13 protein-coding genes and 1 tRNA gene are annotated in these 16,415 nt (G+C 63.5%); 12 read left to right on the top strand and 2 right to left on the bottom strand.

Going from position 1 to position 16,415, the window contains the following annotated elements; translation table 11 throughout:
- Positions 1–124: 124 nt before the first annotated feature.
- Entirely contained in the window at positions 125–544 is a 420-nt protein-coding gene (locus tag AC5STI_RS05820) for a universal stress protein (RefSeq protein WP_495445999.1), read from the top strand.
- Positions 545–627: 83 nt separating this feature from the next.
- The gene (locus AC5STI_RS05815; protein WP_495445998.1) at positions 628–2,268 is read left to right on the top strand and encodes a BCCT family transporter; all 1,641 of its coding nucleotides are present in this window, start codon (positions 628–630) and stop codon (positions 2,266–2,268) included.
- 56 nt (positions 2,269–2,324) lie between these two features.
- Here the strand turns inward: AC5STI_RS05815 and AC5STI_RS05810 are convergent, their stop codons facing one another.
- Positions 2,325–2,705 (bottom strand): VOC family protein, encoded by a 381-nt coding sequence (locus AC5STI_RS05810; RefSeq protein WP_475052457.1) that lies wholly within the window; start codon positions 2,703–2,705, stop codon positions 2,325–2,327.
- Between the two features lie 264 nt (positions 2,706–2,969).
- On the opposite strand from AC5STI_RS05810, the gene AC5STI_RS05805 reads away from it, so the two are divergent.
- From AC5STI_RS05805 to AC5STI_RS05765, 9 genes are all read left to right on the top strand, one after another.
- The gene (locus AC5STI_RS05805; protein ID WP_495445997.1) at positions 2,970–4,193 is read left to right on the top strand and encodes an aminotransferase class V-fold PLP-dependent enzyme; all 1,224 of its coding nucleotides are present in this window, start codon (positions 2,970–2,972) and stop codon (positions 4,191–4,193) included.
- A gap of 24 nt (positions 4,194–4,217) precedes the next feature.
- A complete protein-coding gene (locus AC5STI_RS05800) occupies positions 4,218–5,642 on the top strand; it encodes a cryptochrome/photolyase family protein (RefSeq protein ID WP_495445996.1) in 1,425 nt (474 codons plus the stop codon).
- 81 nt (positions 5,643–5,723) lie between these two features.
- Entirely contained in the window at positions 5,724–6,929 is a 1,206-nt protein-coding gene (locus tag AC5STI_RS05795) for a class I SAM-dependent methyltransferase (RefSeq protein WP_490397922.1), read from the top strand.
- Between the two features lie 29 nt (positions 6,930–6,958).
- A complete protein-coding gene (locus AC5STI_RS05790; RefSeq protein ID WP_475052448.1) occupies positions 6,959–7,399 on the top strand; it encodes a TrgA family protein in 441 nt (146 codons plus the stop codon).
- 30 nt (positions 7,400–7,429) lie between these two features.
- Positions 7,430–8,554, top strand: a complete 1,125-nt coding sequence (locus AC5STI_RS05785; RefSeq protein WP_495445995.1) for an NUDIX domain-containing protein — start codon at positions 7,430–7,432, stop codon at positions 8,552–8,554.
- Between the two features lie 68 nt (positions 8,555–8,622).
- A complete protein-coding gene (locus AC5STI_RS05780) occupies positions 8,623–9,657 on the top strand; it encodes a cysteine synthase A (RefSeq protein ID WP_490397920.1) in 1,035 nt (344 codons plus the stop codon).
- Positions 9,654–12,146, top strand: a complete 2,493-nt coding sequence (locus AC5STI_RS05775; RefSeq protein WP_495445994.1) for a DUF3772 domain-containing protein — start codon at positions 9,654–9,656, stop codon at positions 12,144–12,146. Before AC5STI_RS05780 ends, AC5STI_RS05775 begins: the two co-directional genes overlap by 4 nt.
- Positions 12,133–12,858: an alanyl-tRNA editing protein gene (locus AC5STI_RS05770; protein WP_495445993.1), complete on the top strand. Its 726-nt coding sequence runs from the start codon at positions 12,133–12,135 to the stop codon at positions 12,856–12,858. Before AC5STI_RS05775 ends, AC5STI_RS05770 begins: the two co-directional genes overlap by 14 nt.
- A gap of 80 nt (positions 12,859–12,938) precedes the next feature.
- Positions 12,939–13,028: transfer RNA gene (locus tag AC5STI_RS05765), tRNA-Ser, on the top strand.
- A gap of 87 nt (positions 13,029–13,115) precedes the next feature.
- Here AC5STI_RS05765 and AC5STI_RS05760 read toward each other — a convergent pair.
- On the bottom strand, positions 13,116–13,313 hold the full coding sequence (locus AC5STI_RS05760; RefSeq protein WP_495445992.1) for a hypothetical protein: 198 nt from the start codon (positions 13,311–13,313) through the stop codon (positions 13,116–13,118).
- A gap of 850 nt (positions 13,314–14,163) precedes the next feature.
- Here AC5STI_RS05760 and AC5STI_RS05755 point away from each other — a divergent pair.
- Positions 14,164–16,392, top strand: coding sequence for a Hint domain-containing protein (locus AC5STI_RS05755; RefSeq protein ID WP_495447735.1), 2,229 nt, complete (start codon positions 14,164–14,166; stop codon positions 16,390–16,392).
- The last annotated feature ends 23 nt before the right edge of the window (positions 16,393–16,415 follow it).

Raw genomic sequence — 16,415 nt, 5'->3', positions numbered from 1 at the left:
GCTCTGCCGCGGACCAGAGGGACGGAGCATTGCCGCAATTGCGCGGCCTCTGCAGCGCTCCGCCCGGTGCTCTTCCGGCCCCGCGCCGGAGGTGCATATAATTTGAAGCAAGAGGAGGGAGACCGTGTATTCCAAAATCATGGTGCCCGTCGATCTGGCCCACGCCGACCGCCTTGAGCGGGCGCTCAAAATGGCATCGGATCTCGCGCATCTCTACAACGCAGAAGTGATTTTCGTGGGGGTAACCTCCCCCCAGCCCAGCAAGGTGGCGCATAACCCGCAGGAATATGCGGCAAAACTCGATGAGTTCGCGTCCGGCCAGGCAGCCAAGCACAGCATTACCGCTTCGGGCCATGCCGTTGTCAGCCACGATCCGGCGGTGGACCTGGATGCCACGCTGGTTAAGGCCTGCAGCGATACCGGGGCCGGGCTGATCGTGATGGCAAGCCATGTTCCCAGCGTGAGCGATTATCTGTTCCACGCCCACGGCGGGCGCGTGGCCGAGAAGGCACCGGTATCGGTGCTGGTCGTTCGTGAAAGCTGACCGTGGGGGTCCTTTGAAAGCGCAAGCGTTTGCCTGCGGGTTCAAAGAGTATTGGGCCGAAGTTTACAGGGAAGGAGGCCGCAATGGCTGACGAAACCACAAATCAGGGTATCCCCGCCCCGGAAGGCGAAGCGGATATCATCGATACCGAATACGAGATCGGGCAGGATAATATCGAAACCCAGATCGGCCCGTTCGGGGTCGATATCCACAACCCGGTGTTCCTGGTCTCAGGCCTCGTCATCGTGGCCTTCGTGTTCTACGCGCTGGCGCTGCCGGAGCAGGCGGGCACATTTTTCAACTGGCTGCGCCCGGCGGTGACCAGCACCTTTGACTGGTTCTTCTTCGGCGCTGCAGACCTGTTCGTGCTGTTCTGCCTGTTTCTGATCGTCTCCCCCTGGGGCAGCGTGCGGCTGGGCGGCAATGAGGCAACGCCGGATTACACCTATTTGGGCTGGTTCGCGATGCTGTTCGCGGCGGGCATGGGCATCGGCCTGATGTTCTATGGCGTGAGCGAGCCGATGAGCCATTTCTCCACCGCCTTTGGCGGCACGGCCGTGCCGGAGGGCGGCGGTGCCCGCACCGACTGGGCTCCGCTGGGCGCGGCTGCCGGGAATGAGGCGGAGGCTGTGCGCCTGGGCATGGCGGCAACGATCTTCCACTGGGGGCTGCACCCTTGGGCGATCTACGCCATCGTGGCACTGGCGCTGGCGCTGTTCACTTATAACAAGGGCCTGCCGCTCACCATCCGCTCAGCCTTTTACCCGATCTTCGGGGAGCGTGTCTGGGGCTGGACCGGCCATATCATCGACATCCTGGCGGTCTTCGCCACGCTGTTCGGTCTTGCCACCTCGCTGGGGTTCGGGGCGACGCAGGCGAATGCCGGTCTGAATGAGCTGTTCGGGGTGCCGATGGGTGCCACCACAGAGGTGATCCTGATTTCCGCGATTACCGCAGTTGCCCTGATCTCGGTGCTGCGCGGCCTGGACGGCGGCGTCAAGGTGCTGTCGGAAATCAACATGGGGCTGGCTTTCCTGCTGCTGGTCTTCGTGCTGCTGGCCGGACCCACCGTGGCGATCCTGACGGGGTTTGCCACCAGCCTGGTGGCCTACATCGAATACCTGCCCGCATTGTCGAACCCGATCGGGCGCGAGGACGTGAACTTCAGCCAGGGCTGGACCGCCTTCTACTGGGCCTGGTGGATCAGCTGGTCGCCGTTTGTGGGCATGTTCATCGCCCGCGTCAGCCGTGGCCGCACGGTGCGGGAGTTCGTGATCTGCGTGCTGCTGATCCCGAGCCTTGTCTGCGTGCTGTGGATGAGTGTCTTCGGCGGCACCGCAATTCATCAGGTGGTCGCCGATGGTTTCACCGGGGCGCAGGACGCGTCGCTTGAACTCAAGCTGTTCAAGATGCTGGGAGAGCTGCCGCTGGCCGGGATCACCTCCTTTGTCGGGATCGTGCTGGTGGTCGTGTTCTTCGTGACCTCGTCCGACTCCGGCTCGCTGGTGATCGACACCATCACCGCAGGCGGCAAGGTCGACGCGCCGGTGCCGCAGCGGGTGTTCTGGTGCATCTTCGAGGGCGCCGTGGCCATCGTGCTGCTGCTGGGCGGCGGTCTGGCGGCGCTGCAGGCCATGGTGATTTCCACCGGTCTGCCGTTCACCGTGGTGCTCTTGCTGATGTGCTGGGCGATCTTCCGCGGGCTGTTGACTGAGGCCCGCTGAGGCTTCTGGCCACTGGAAATAGGAACGCCCCGGCCGCGCAGCCGGGGCGTTTTTTGTCAGTCGTTGTATTTGAAGAACCCCAGCGAGTTGCCATCCGGATCGGTGGCATAAAAGAACCGTCCGGGCGGGATGGCGATGGTCTCTGAAACCACCTTGCCGCCCGCATCCGTGACCCGTTCCATCACATCCTCCAGCTCACCCTCAGCGGTCAGATGCAGGGTCGGGCCGCGGCCGTCGCCAGCGGGCTTGCCGGGATAAAGGTGCAGCGCAATGCCGGATGCCTCATCTGCCGTTTTGAACATTGCCATCGGGTTCGGCCCGCTGTTGTCGATGCTGAGATCGGCACCGGTGACCTTGGAATAAAACGTCACTGCCGCGTCCAGATCGCTCACGGGCAGCTCGCCCCAGACCAGGAAATCCTTGGGAGTAAAGGCCATGTCTAATCCTCCATGTTTGCCTGGGGGCAAAGTCTCATGCCCTGATGACAGTTTCCGGCATCAGCCTTGCCGCTTGACCGGACCGCCGGCGGTACGTTACGACCCTTGCGTCCTGTCCGGCCTTTTGCGCCTTGCAGGGCTGCCTGCGATCCCTCAATCCTTGTGCGGGAGCGCGGCTCGGCTGGAAGACCTGCCATGTTCGGGGAGATCCCTGGCATGTGCCGGCCTTCCCATCGGACCGCAGCGATTGAGGAGAGATTTGCAATGACTGCTTTGGATATTGATTTCGTCCGGGCCCAGTTTCCGGCCTTTGCCGAACCCAGCCTTCAGGGCCAGGCGTTCTTTGAGAATGCGGGCGGCTCTTACACCTGCCGCCAGGTGATTGACCGGCTCACCCGGTTTTACACCCAGCGCAAGGTGCAGCCCTACGCGCCCTATGAGGCCTCGCGCCTGGCGGGCGAGGAGATGGACGAGGCCCGCGCCCGCCTGGCTGCCCTGATGGGCGTTGCCGCAGAGGAGCTGAGCTTTGGCCCCTCGACCACCCAGAACACCTATGTGCTGGCGCAGGCGTTCAGGAAGTTCATGAAAGCGGGCGAGGCCATCATCGTCACCAACCAGGACCACGAGGCCAACAGCGGCCCCTGGCGGCGGCTGGCAGAGGAGGGGATCGAGGTCCGCGAGTGGCAGATAGACTCTCAGACCGGTCATCTGGACTTGGCGCAGCTGGAAACTCTGCTGGACGAAAACGTCCGCCTGGTCTGCTTCCCGCATTGCTCCAACGTGGTAGGGGAGATCAACCCGGTGGCAGAGATCACTGCGATGGCCCACGCCGCAGGCGCCTTTGTCTGTGTTGACGGCGTCTCCTACGCGCCGCACGGGCTGCCGAATGTGGACGAACTGGGCGCGGACATCTACCTGTTCTCCGCCTACAAAACTTATGGGCCGCATCAGGGCGTCATGGTGATCCGCAAGGCGCTGGGCGAGCTGCTGCCGAACCAGGCGCATTACTTCAACGCCGGTAGCCTCTACAAACGCTTCACCCCCGCAGGCCCGGACCACGCCCAGGTGGCGGCTTCTGCCGGTATGGCGGATTACGCTGAGGCGCTGGCGTCCCATCATGGCCACTCAGGCAGCGCCGCGGAAACCGGCGCCTTTGTCCACGACCTGATGCGGTCGCATGAGGTGAAGCTGCTGCAACCGCTGCTGGACGCTGTGAAGGACCGCAATGATGTGCGCCTGCTGGGGCCGTCCACTGCCGAAAACCGCGCGCCGACGGTTGCCCTGGCACTGAACCGTGCCGCGGAACCGGTGGCCGCCCAGCTGGCAGAATTTGGCATCATGGCCGGCGGCGGCGATTTCTATGCCGTCCGCGCGCTGGAGGGGATGGGCATTGATCCAGTCCAAGGCGTGCTGCGTATCAGCTTCACCCACTACACGTCCGAAGCCGAGGTCGCGAAGCTGATCGAGGCGCTGGACCGGGTGCTGTAACGCGAACTGGACAAGGAAATCGACATGAGCAGCCGTCCCCCGGTGATTTGGTGGATCAGGCGGGATCTCCGCCTGTGTGACAACCCGTCCCTGACGGCTGCCGTCAGCAGCGGCGCCCCGGTCCTTCCTGTCCACATCCTGGACGATCAGGATGAGGCGCTGGGCGCCGCCCCCAAATTCCGTCTCGGCCTGGGGCTGGAGCACTTCGGACGGCAACTTGCCAAGGCGGGCTCCCGCCTGATCCTGCGCCGCGGCAACGCGCTGGAGGTGTTGCGGGATCTGATCGAAGAAACCGGGGCAGGGGCCGTGCACTGGTCCCGTCTCTACGACCCGCAGGCCATCGCCCGGGACAGCGAAATCAAGCAGCAGCTCAAGGAGCAGGACGTCGAGGTCAGATCCCACGGCGGCCGGCTGCTGTTTGAACCTTGGACGGCAGAGACCAAGGCCGGCGGCATGTTCAAGGTCTACACCCCGTTCTGGAAGGCGGTGCAGGGCCGCGATGCGGACAGCCTGCGGCCCGCGCCAGCAAAACTGCAGGCACCGGACAGCTGGCCCGCCAGTGAGGATTTGGCCGATTGGCAGATGGGTGCCGCAATGCGCCGCGGCGCGGATGTGGTGGCCCGTTACTGCCGGGTGGGAGAGGCGGCAGCACAGGAGCGGCTCGACGAATTCCTGGAACACGCGGTGGACGCCTACAAGGCGCGCCGGGATTTTCCCGGGGAGGACGCCACCTCCGGCCTGTCGGAAAACCTCGCTTGGGGCGAGATCAGCCCGCACCGCATGTGGCACCAGGGCCGCGCAGCGCTGGAACGCGGCAGCCAGGGGGCTGAACACTTCCTGAAAGAGATTGTCTGGCGCGAGTTTGCCTATCACCTGATGTACAACTCGCCGCATATCCTGACCGACAGCTGGCGCGAGGAATGGCAGGCCTTCCCCTGGTCGCAGGACATCACCCCGCAGGTGCAGGCCTGGCGGCGCGGGCAGACAGGTTACGGCTTTGTCGATGCTGCCATGCGGGAGCTGTACGTCACCGGCAAGATGCACAACCGGGCCCGGATGATCGCCGCAAGTTTTCTCACCAAGCATCTGATGGCGCACTGGAAAATCGGCATGGACTGGTTTGCGGATACTTTGGTGGACTGGGACCCGGCGTCCAATGCCATGGGCTGGCAATGGGTGGCAGGCTCCGGTCCCGATGCATCCCCCTTTTTCCGCGTCTTCAATCCGTCGGGGCAGCTGGAGAAATTCGACCCCGACGGCACCTACACCCGCCGCTGGATTGCCGAAGGCCAGGGACAGCCGCCGCAAACCGCACTGGACTTTTTCGACGCCACGCCGCTGTCCTGGCGCCTCGCGCCTGACGGTGCCCGCGCGGAGCCTGTTGTCAGCCTGCAGGCCGGCCGGGAACGCGCGCTCACGGCCTATCACGAAGTCCGTGAAAACCGCTAACGCACAGTTTTCTTGCCAGAAAGCCCCCTGCGGCCTAGCTTTTCCCTGTAGCACTTCCGTATTTCGTACAGGGGGAAGCGTATGAAGTTCACGTCCGCTGAGGGACAGGAAAACCTGCCGCGCTACTTTGCAGCGGTGTTTGCCAGGATAAAGGCAATGGAAGTCGGGCAGCTGGATATCCACTTGCCGGACGGCCGCGTATTCTCCGCCAAAGGGCGGAACCCTGGCCCAGTGGCTGATCTGCACATCCACAACCCGGACTGCTTTGCCCGGCTGATCCGCGAAGGCGATCTGGGCTTTTCAGACGCCTACCTGGAAGGATGGTGGAGCACCTCGGATCTGCAAGCCTTCATGGATCTGGTCCATATGGGGGCCAACACAGTTTATGACGGCTTCCCGGGCAGCGGCCTGGCGCGCGCTTATGAACGGTTCCGCTTCTGGCTCCACCGCAACCACCGCCGCCAGGCGAAAAAGAACATCTCCTATCACTACGACCTGGGCAATGACTTCTATGGCCTGTGGCTGGATGACACGATGACCTACTCCAGCGCCCTGTTCCAAAGCGGCCAGGACAGCCTGGAAAAGGCGCAGACCGCCAAATACGCCTCTATGGTCGACCAGATGGGCGTGAAGCCCGGCGACCACGTGCTGGAGATCGGCTGCGGCTGGGGCGGCTTTGCCGAATATGCTGCCGGTCAGCGCGGGCTGCGGGTCACGGGGCTGACAATCAGTGAGGAGCAGTTGAAGTTTGCTCGCGAAAGACTTGAAAGGGCTGGGCTTTCCGACCGGGTGGAGCTGCGGTTGCAGGATTACCGCGACTGCCGCGGCCAGTTCGACGGCATCGCCTCGATTGAAATGTTCGAGGCAGTTGGCGAGAAATACTGGCCCGCCTATTTCAGCACCATCCGCGACCGGCTGAAGCCCGGCGGCCAGGCCACCTTGCAGATCATCACCGTCGCCGACCGCCGCTGGGAGGTTTACCGCAAGGGTGTCGATTTCATCCAAAAGCACATCTTCCCGGGCGGTATGCTGCCGTCACCGAAGGTGCTGCGCGAGCAGGTGGAGAAGGCGGGCCTCGGCGTCGTGCGCTCGATCGAGTTCGGCGACAGCTACAACCAGACCCTGCGCCGCTGGCACGATACTTTCAACACCCGCTGGGACCAGATTTCCGGCATGGGCTTTGACGAGCGGTTCCACAAGATGTGGAACTTTTACCTCACTTCCTGCGCGGCCGCCTTTAAGACTGGAAATTGCGACGTGACGCAGATTACAGTTGCTCATCGCTGACTGAAATGCCGCACGGAACCTGACCGCATATGCCCACCGGAGCCCGACTGACCGCTGCAATTTGCCTGGGCCTGGTGGCGTTTTTCGTGTCCTTCCTGGTCATGCCGCTGATGCCGGAGGGCACCGATTTCGGCTATTTCGTGCATGTGAATGTGGTGCTGGGCCTGCTCTGCGGCTGGATTTTCATGGGCAGCCGGGCAGGCCGCGGCCTGGTCCCGGCTGTCAATAACGGCATCACCGGCATGGCGGTGATGGTCCTGTGGGCGCTGTTCATCCAGGGCGCTTGGGAGATGTTCCGCCTCGCCATGCGCCACCGCTACGACGGACCGTTTGAGGCGCTGTCGGCGATCTTTGTCATTGCGCTGGATTATTTCTTTGTTATCGCTGTGCCATCCGTGCTGGTGCCCCTGGCCGTGGGCGGAGTGCTGGCGGGGCTTGCGACCGAAAACGCTTCCCGCCGCTGGCGCTGATAATAATTCATTAACAACAGGTTACCGACCGTGGCTAATCTCTTCTTCTTTGGCACGCTGCGCCATCTTCCTTTGCTCGAACTGGTACTCGGCCGCAGCGGCGCAGCGCTGAACGCGCAGGCTGCGAAATTGCCCGGGCACGGGGTCTACCAGGTCGCAGGGCAGCCGTTTCCGGCGATCGAGGAGCGTGCGGATGCCACCGCCAACGGCGTTCTGGTGCAGGACCTTTCGCCCGCCGATCAGGACGCACTCAACTTTTACGAGGGCGGCTTTGGCTACTCGCTGAAGCCGGTCTCGGTGCAGCTGGAGGATGGCAGCACGGCCCCGGCAGAGGTCTATTTCCCCGAACCCGGCCTGTGGCAGACGGCGGAGCCCTGGGACCTGGCGGCCTGGGTGCAGAAATGGGGCGCGCTGTCCTTGCGCGCCGCCGAAGAGGTGATGGCCTACCACGGCCGCATGACCGCTGAGGAGGTGGCGCGCTGCTTCCCCTCTGTGCGCCGCCGCGCCGCTGCCTGGCTGGCAGCCCAGGCGCGCCCGGGCGATCCGGAACATGACCTGTCCAAGGACGTGATTGTCCACAGCCACACCCGCGCTCATCTGAACTTCTTTGCGATGGAAGAGATGGAGCTGCAGTTCCGCCGCTACGACGGCAGCATGAGTCCGGTGGTGCACCGCTGTGCCTCGATGGCGGGCCATGCGGCGGTGGTGCTGCCCTACGACCCGGTCCGCGATCAGGTTCTTCTTGTGGAGCAATTCCGCGCACCCCCCTTCATGATGGGCGAAGCGCATCCCTGGATGTGGGAACCGGTGGCGGGTGTGATCGACCCGGGCGAGACGCCCGAGGAGACCGCGGTCCGCGAAGCGCAGGAGGAGGCGGGTGTGACCGTGCAGCGGCTTGAGCCGGTGGCCCAAGTCTATCCATCCAGCGGCGCACTCGCTGAATTGATCCATGTTTTCATTGGTATATCGGATCTTTCTGATCTAAATGGCGGCGGCGGCATTGCGGGCGAGGGCGAAGACATCCGCAGCAAGATCCTCAGTTATGATGAACTGATGCTGGGCGTGGACGGCCAGATCTATCAGGACATGCCGCTGGTGACCGCCGCGCTGTGGCTGGCACGCCACCGCACCCGGCTGCGCAACGCATTCTCCTGAGCCGCTTCCCGCCTTGTGAACGCCGGGACGCTTGGTTACATCTTGGGGAACAGATCGAAAGGGATACCATGCGCATTGCACGTGATCTGGCTGATGCCATCGGCCACACACCTCTTATCCGCCTGAACCGCGTCAGCGAAGAGACCGGCTGCGAGATCCTGGGCAAAGCTGAATTCATGAACCCGGGCCAGTCGGTCAAGGACCGCGCGGCGCTCTATATCATCAAGGATGCGGTGGCCCGCGGCCAGCTCAAGCCCGGCGGGACCATTGTTGAAGGCACCGCCGGCAACACTGGCATCGGCCTGGCCCTGGTGGGCGCGTCGATGGGTTTCAAGACAGTGATCGTGATCCCGGAAACCCAGTCCGAAGAAAAGAAGGACATGCTGCGCCTGGCGGGCGCCCAGCTGGTCCAGGTGCCTGCGGCGCCCTACAAAAATCCCAACAACTACGTGCGTTATTCCCAGCGCCTCGCGGAAAAACTGGCTCAGACGGAGCCCAACGGCGCGATCTGGGCCAACCAGTTCGACAATGTCGCCAACCGGCAGGCCCACGTGGAAACCACCGGCCCGGAAATCTGGGAGCAGACCGGCGGCAAGGTCGATGGCTTTGTCTGCGCCGTGGGCTCTGGCGGCACCCTGGCAGGCGTGGCCGAAGCGCTGCAGCCCAAGGGCGTGAAGATCGGACTGGCCGATCCGCTGGGGGCTGCGCTTTATTCCTATTACACCACTGGCGAGCTGGCCTCTGAGGGCAGCTCGATCACTGAGGGCATCGGCCAGGGCCGGATCACCAAGAACCTGGAAGGCTTCACGCCTGATTACAGCTATCAGGTGCCGGATGGCGAGGCGCTGCCGTATGTCTTTGACCTGCTGCATGAGGAAGGCCTGGTGCTGGGCGGCTCCTCTGGCATTAACATTGCAGGCGCTGTGCGTATGGCCAAGGACATGGGCCCGGGCAAAACCATCGTCACCGTTCTGTGCGACTATGGCACCCGCTACCAGTCCAAGCTGTTCAATCCGGATTTCCTGCGGGAGAAAGACCTGCCGGTGCCGGATTGGATGACCCATACGCCTGCGTCGATCCCCGGCGTTTTTGAGGACGTATGACACCTTTCATAACCGCGTTGCGGACTGTTTTGCTGGGGCTGGCCCTTGTGGCCGGCCTCGCTATGCCTGCCCTGGCGCAGCTGAATGCTGAATCCCGGGCTGTTTACCAGGACTGGCTCAAGACCGCGAACCGTGCGGAAGACGTGATCGACGCCAGGCGGGCCTCCAGCGCCGCGCTGGAGACCCTGCGCCAAGAGCTGGCGCGCTACCGCCAGAACTTCCTGGACGCGCGCACCGAAAACGGCGACCGCCTCCAGACGCTGGAAGGCCAGCTTGCCGCCCTGGGCGAGCCGCCCGCAGAGGGCGAGAGCGAGCCCGAGGACATCGCACAGCTGCGCAGTTCGCTGGAACAGCAGCTGAAGGATCTCAAGGTTCCGCGTATTGTGGCGGAGGAAGCCTTCAGCCGCGCCAACGGCCTGATCGCCGAAATCGACAAGATCATCCGCGAACGCCGCACCCGCAAGCTGCTGGAGCGCGGGCCGTCGCCGCTCAACCCTGAAAACTGGCCCGGCGCGTGGCGCACTCTGTCGCGGTCTGCCGGATCACTGCTGAATGAAACCGCCTCGCGCATCGGCAGCGCCACCACTGCCGAGCGGGTGCAGAACAGCTTGCCCGCCTTGATTCTGCTGCTGGCGACCTCCGCGCTGCTGCTGCTGCGCGGCCGGCCCTGGGCCCATGCAGCAGGCGACTACCTGCGCCAGTTCGGCAGCAGCGGCCGCGGCGTCTGGGGCTTTGTCGTCTCGCTGCTTGAGGTGATCCTGCCGTTTATCGGCATCCTCTTGCTGGTCGCGGCGGTGGACCTGTCCGGCATCCTCGGGTTCCGCGGCTCCGTGCTGCTGGACTATCTGCCGGGCTGGGCGCTGCTGATCCTCTCTTTTCACTGGCTGGGCAACCAGCTGTTCTCCGGCCGGATCGAAAACGATCTGGTGCCGGTGCAGGAGGGGCGCCTCAATGAAACCCGGCTGATGGTCGATATCCTGGCGGTGATCCTGGTTTTGCAGGATGCGCTGACCCTGATGGAGAACATCGACAGCATCCCGGCAGAGGCCCATGCGGTCGCCAGCTTCCCGCTTATTATGGCCGCGGCCCTGGTGCTGCTGCGCCTGCACCGGATCGGCGCCAAACGCCGCCAGCAGCAGAGCGAAGACGACACCGACGACGATGGCGCCATCGCAGCCGGTGCGAACCGGGTGATGACGCTGGTGCGCCGCGCCGTCTATCTGCTGGGCTTTGTGTCGCCGGTGCTGGCGGCCTTTGGCTACGTGAACGCGGCTGAGGCGCTGATCTATCCGGCGGTTTCCACCTTGGCGCTGCTGGCCGCCCTCTTGGTGCTGCAACGCTTCCTGGGCGACGTCTACGGCTGGCTGTCCGGCAAAGGGTCAGAGGCACGGGATTCGCTGTTTGCCGTGATCATCGGTTTCCTGCTGGTCACCCTGGCACTGCCGCTGCTGGCGCTGATATGGGGCGCGCGGGTGGCCGACCTGACCGAGCTATGGTCGCGTTTTCTGGAAGGCTTTCAGATCGGCGGCACCCGGATTTCACCCACGGCCTTTCTGACCTTTGCCCTGGTTTTTGCCGTTGGCTATGCGCTGACGCGTCTGGTGCAGGGGAGCTTGCGCAACTCGCTGCTGCCCAAAACCAAGATCGACCCGGGCGGCCAGAACGCGATCACCTCGGGGCTTGGCTACGTCGGCATCTTCCTTGCGGCGGTGGTTGCAATCTCTATGGCGGGACTCGACCTCTCATCGCTCGCCATCGTCGCCGGTGCGCTGTCGGTCGGCATCGGTTTCGGCCTGCAGACGATCGTGTCCAACTTCGTCTCCGGCATCATCCTGCTGATCGAACGCCCGGTCTCCAAGGGCGACTGGATCGAGGTCGGCGGGCTGATGGGCTATGTCCGCGACATCTCGGTGCGCTCGACCCGGATTGAGACCTTCGACCGCACCGATGTGATCGTGCCGAACTCCGACCTGATTTCCGGCACCGTCACCAACTACACCCGCGGCAACACCGTGGGCCGGGTGATCGTGCCGGTGGGCGTCGCCTATGGCACCGACCCGCGCAAGGTAGAGGCCATCCTGGCCGAAATCGCCAAGGGCCACCCGATGGTGCTGCTGAACCCCGCGCCCTCGGTGGTGTTCCAGGGCTTCGGCGCCGATTCCCTCGATTTCGAGATCCGCGCCATCCTGCGCGACGTGAACTGGGTGCTGTCGGTCAAGTCCGACATGAACTACGAAATCGCCAAACGGTTCCAGGAAGAAGGGATCGAGATCCCCTTCATGCAGCGCGACATCTGGATCCGCAACCCGGAGGCGCTGGCCCAGGCCACGGCAGCCCCTGGCGCAGAGGAGCCGGCAAGCACCCCGGCCTCCGCCCCCGCGGCTGCTTCCGTCAAGGCTCCGCCGAGGCCGGATCTGGACGATCTGCAGCAAGACCCCGGCGAGGATGCCGATGGAGACGGAGATGGAGATTCAGATGCCGACAAGTGACCTGCTGTTCCGCAAGGATGCCTATGCCCGCATGACAGAGGCCGAGGTCCTGGCCAATACGGAGCAGGGCGGCATCATCCTGGACCGCACGCTGTTCTATGCCACCGGTGGCGGCCAGCCCGGCGACAGCGGCAAACTGTTGTGGGCCGAAGGGCAGTGCACCATCGCCACCACGGTCAAAGGGGATGAGGGCGCGGTGGTGCTTGTGCCACAGGACGGCTCCGCCCTGCCTCCCGCGGGCACCACAGTGACCCAGGTGCTCGACTGGGACCGCCGCTACGGCCACATGCGTGTGCATACGGCGCTGCATCTCTTGTCTGTGGTGATCCCGCTGGAGGTCACCGGCGGCTCGATCAGCGAAGCCAAGGGCCGGCTCGATTTCAACATGCCCGAAGCACCGGAAGACAAGCAGGCGCTGCAGGACCAGCTGCAGGCGCTGATCGACCGCGATCTGGAGGTGAGTGAGGACTGGATCACCGACGCCGAACTCGACGCCAATCCGCAGCTTGTAAAAACCATGTCGGTCTCACCGCCGCGCGGCGCAGGTCAGGTGCGGCTGGTGCGCATCGGCACCCCGGAGGAGCAGATCGACCTCCAGCCCTGCGGCGGCACCCACGTCAAACGCACCGGCGAGATCGGGAAAATCCGCCTCGGCAAGGTGGAAAAAAAGGGCAAGCAGAACCGCCGCGTCTACCTGCATTTGGAGGTCTGAAAAAGATTGGGGGGAAGGTGCATTTTTTGCCATTTCGGCTCTTGCAATTCCCCCTCCAATCCTTCAAAAGCCCCCTCAACGGAGAGGTGGCCGAGTGGTCGAAGGCGCACGCCTGGAAAGTGTGTAGGCGGGAAACCGTCTCCAGGGTTCGAATCCCTGTCTCTCCGCCATAACCCCGCAAATAGGTTTGGATAACAGGCTGGTGCCGGTGCCAGTCGTCCGGTTGGACAGCCGGTGTGACCCGTTTGCGGGCAGGATCAGTTCGGCCGGACGGCCACAAGAACGACACCCAGTTCCTCTTCCAGTTCCTGCAGTTTCTTCAGCTGGTCATCCGGCAGCGAAGCACTATCCGCCTCAACCTCGGCCAGCGCCACAACAGGGCTTCCGATATCCTTTTCCAGAGCCCGGATCGCGTTGAGCTTCTCAGTTTCAAGCGAGGCGAGGGGGTACAGCATTGTGATCTCCTGTCTGTTGATGAGGCTGAGTATAGCCCGTTTTCCATGGAGCGGGCTGATTGATTTCGGGCCGGGCCGCGCATTGGCTGGAGCAGCCGGGCGGGCACCGGGCCTGCGGCACCCAGGTATCGCGGGTTTGTATAAAGTCTTCAGCGGTTTTTGCTTTCGGGATGGGCCGCTTTGGTTGCCCGGCCCGGGCTTTGATTCGAATGCGCGGACGGGCCGGGCTGCCGCCCTGTGGAAACAAACTCAGAAATTTCCGGTAATTGAAACCAAATCCAGCCCCTTTGCCGCAGCCGCGCCAGACAAACACGGCGGAACAAAGGCGTGACCTGATCATTCGCGGGTGTTTCGAATATGGAAACAAATCTGGGCTAATCTGGCAGTTGAATGCGAAATTCGGCATATTTCGACAAGTTGCAGCGCGTTTAATTTTCTGAAGTGGAAACAATGCGGGCTCGGGCAGGCCATGATCCGGCCGCTGCTGCCCGGCGGATACCCATAATGTGAGGAATTTTAGGCAATTTTTTGGCTTTGAGGGCAGGGGTGCCTAAAGTATGCATGGATTAGCCCATTTGGGGGGGCGAGTTCTGCGAGCTGCTGGACTGTGGTGGACTGCTGAAGATTTAAACAAGTCCCGGTGCCGTTTTTTACGGGCACGCCACTGATCAGAAAGCTGATGCTTACCGACTGCGCGCTGTTCAGGCGCGCAAACCAGGGCGTTTGCGCTCTGGCTCCCAATCCGCGTGGGCTGGTGTTTTGACTGCGGCAGGCCGCATGGCTGTGCGGCTGTCCGGCGGACCCGGCAGATGGGGTTTTTCGCCTGACCGGTGAGGAAAGGGTAATGACAATGAGTGACGAACAGCCGAATCCGGCACTGGACGGGATCGTAGAGGGCACGTCCGGCGACGACCGGATCGATGCCGCCTATACCGGCGATCCGGAAGGCGACATGGTCGACAACGCCGATGCCATCGACCCGGCGGCAGGTCCGGATGATGATGTCATTCTCGGCGGCGCCGGTAATGACAGCATCTATGCAGGCGCAGGCGACGACACGGTTGACGGCGGCAGCGGTGACGATCTGATCCTCGGCGACGGTGTGTCCGGCGTCCCGGACTCGGTCACCATCACGATCGACGGCTCCACCGCGGGGATCGTGAATCAGCTGTTCGCCTACACCATCGACCCGGACACCGGCGAGATCAGCAATGTGGTGGTCCTGACAGATAACGCCAATGGCAACATTGGCCGCAGTTTCACCTACGACGCGCCCGAAGGCGCCATTGTCGGTGTTGGCATCTCCAACGCCAAGGGCACATACTATTCCTCGGGTTACGGCAGCAATGCCGGGTTGAACCCCGATGGGCTGGTCCATACCCAGGGCTTTGGCCAGAACCCGGACGGCTCCGTGCAGATCGGCTTTGAAGATCTGCCCGGCCTTGGCGACCGGGATTTCGACGACATCACGCTGACTGTCGATCTGGGCACCTCGGGCACCACCTTTGACAACACCCATTACGACTATTCCTCGGATCCGCAGGATCCGGTGGTTCCGGGAGATGACTCGCTGACTGGCGGCGAGGGCGACGACACCATCCTGGGCGGCGGCGGCAACGACACAATCGACGGCGGCGACGGTGCGGACTCGGTGGACGGCGGCAGCGGTGACGATGTGATCGACACCTCCAAGGACAGCGGTGTTCCGCTGCCGGACCGCGGTTTTCCGGGCTACACGGGCACCGACCCGGATATCCCCTTCATTCCGGCGGATGCGGACCCGTCCGACGACATGGATACGGTGCTGGGCGGGGCCGGCAATGATACCATCTCGACGGGCGACGATGCCGATCTGATCGACGGCGGCACCGGCATGGATGTGATCGACGGCGGCATCGACGACGACACCATCGACGGCGGCGCGGATGCGGATGTGATCACCGGCAGCGAGGGTTCGGACTCTATCCTCGGCGGCAGCGGCGATGACACCATCTTCGGCGGCCTGAACCCGGCATTCCCGGACGGGCTGAACATCACCGATGACGGCAGCGACGGCCGCCCGGCGGATCCGGACCCCACCAACGGTATGGACACCATCTACGGCGGTTCCGGCAATGACCTGATCTATGGCCAGGATGACGATGACGAAATCCATGGCGGCACCGGAGACGATACGATCGACGCAGGCATCGACGACGACCTCGTCGATGGGGGTGCAGGCAATGATCTGATCACCGGCGGCCACGGGGCGGACACCCTGTCTGGCGGTGATGGCCGCGACACCTTCCTGGGTGGCACCGCCGGCGACGTTGTGGATGGCGGCTCAGGCGGCGATGACTTCGACACGCTGGACCTGACCGGCTCCGGTCCGTTTGAGCTGACCGGCGTCACCGAGGATGCGGATGGCAACAGCATCTCCGGCACCGTCAACTTCCTGGACGGCGACGGGGCCGTGACCGGCTCGATGACCTTTGGCGAGATCGAGCAGATCATTCCCTGCTTCACGCCGGGCACGCTGATCGCCACCCCGCAGGGCGAGCGCCGGGTCGAGGACCTGCAAGCCGGCGACCGGGTGATCACCCGCGACAATGGCATCCAGGAAATCCGCTGGATCGCGGCGCGCACGCTGGAGGGAGCCGATCTGGCCTCCGCTTCGCATCTGCAGCCGGTGCTGATCCGCAAAGGCGCCTTGGGCAACGGCCTGCCGGAGCGCGACATGATGGTCAGCCCCAATCACCGGGTGCTGGTCGCCAACGACAAGACCGCGCTGTACTTCGAGGACCGCGAGGTCCTGGTGGCTGCCAAGCATCTGACCGGGCTGGCTGGTGTCGACCGGGTGGAGGTGTCCAGTGTCACCTACATTCACTTCATGTTCGACCAGCATGAGGTTGTTCTGTCGGACGGTGCCTGGACCGAAAGCTTCCAGCCCGGCGACCACTCCCTGCGCGGTTTGGACAATGCCCAGCGCAACGAGCTGTTTGAGCTGTTTCCGGAATTGAAATCGGAACAAGGCCGCGCGGCCTATACCGCGGCGCGCCGGTCACTGCGCAAACACGAGGCGCATTTGCTTGTGCATTGAGAGATGTGGCTGCCGTTTGGGGG

The organism is Leisingera sp. CC-HEC096 (assembly GCF_059429235.1).
This window is presented reverse-complemented; position numbering and strand designations above follow the sequence as displayed.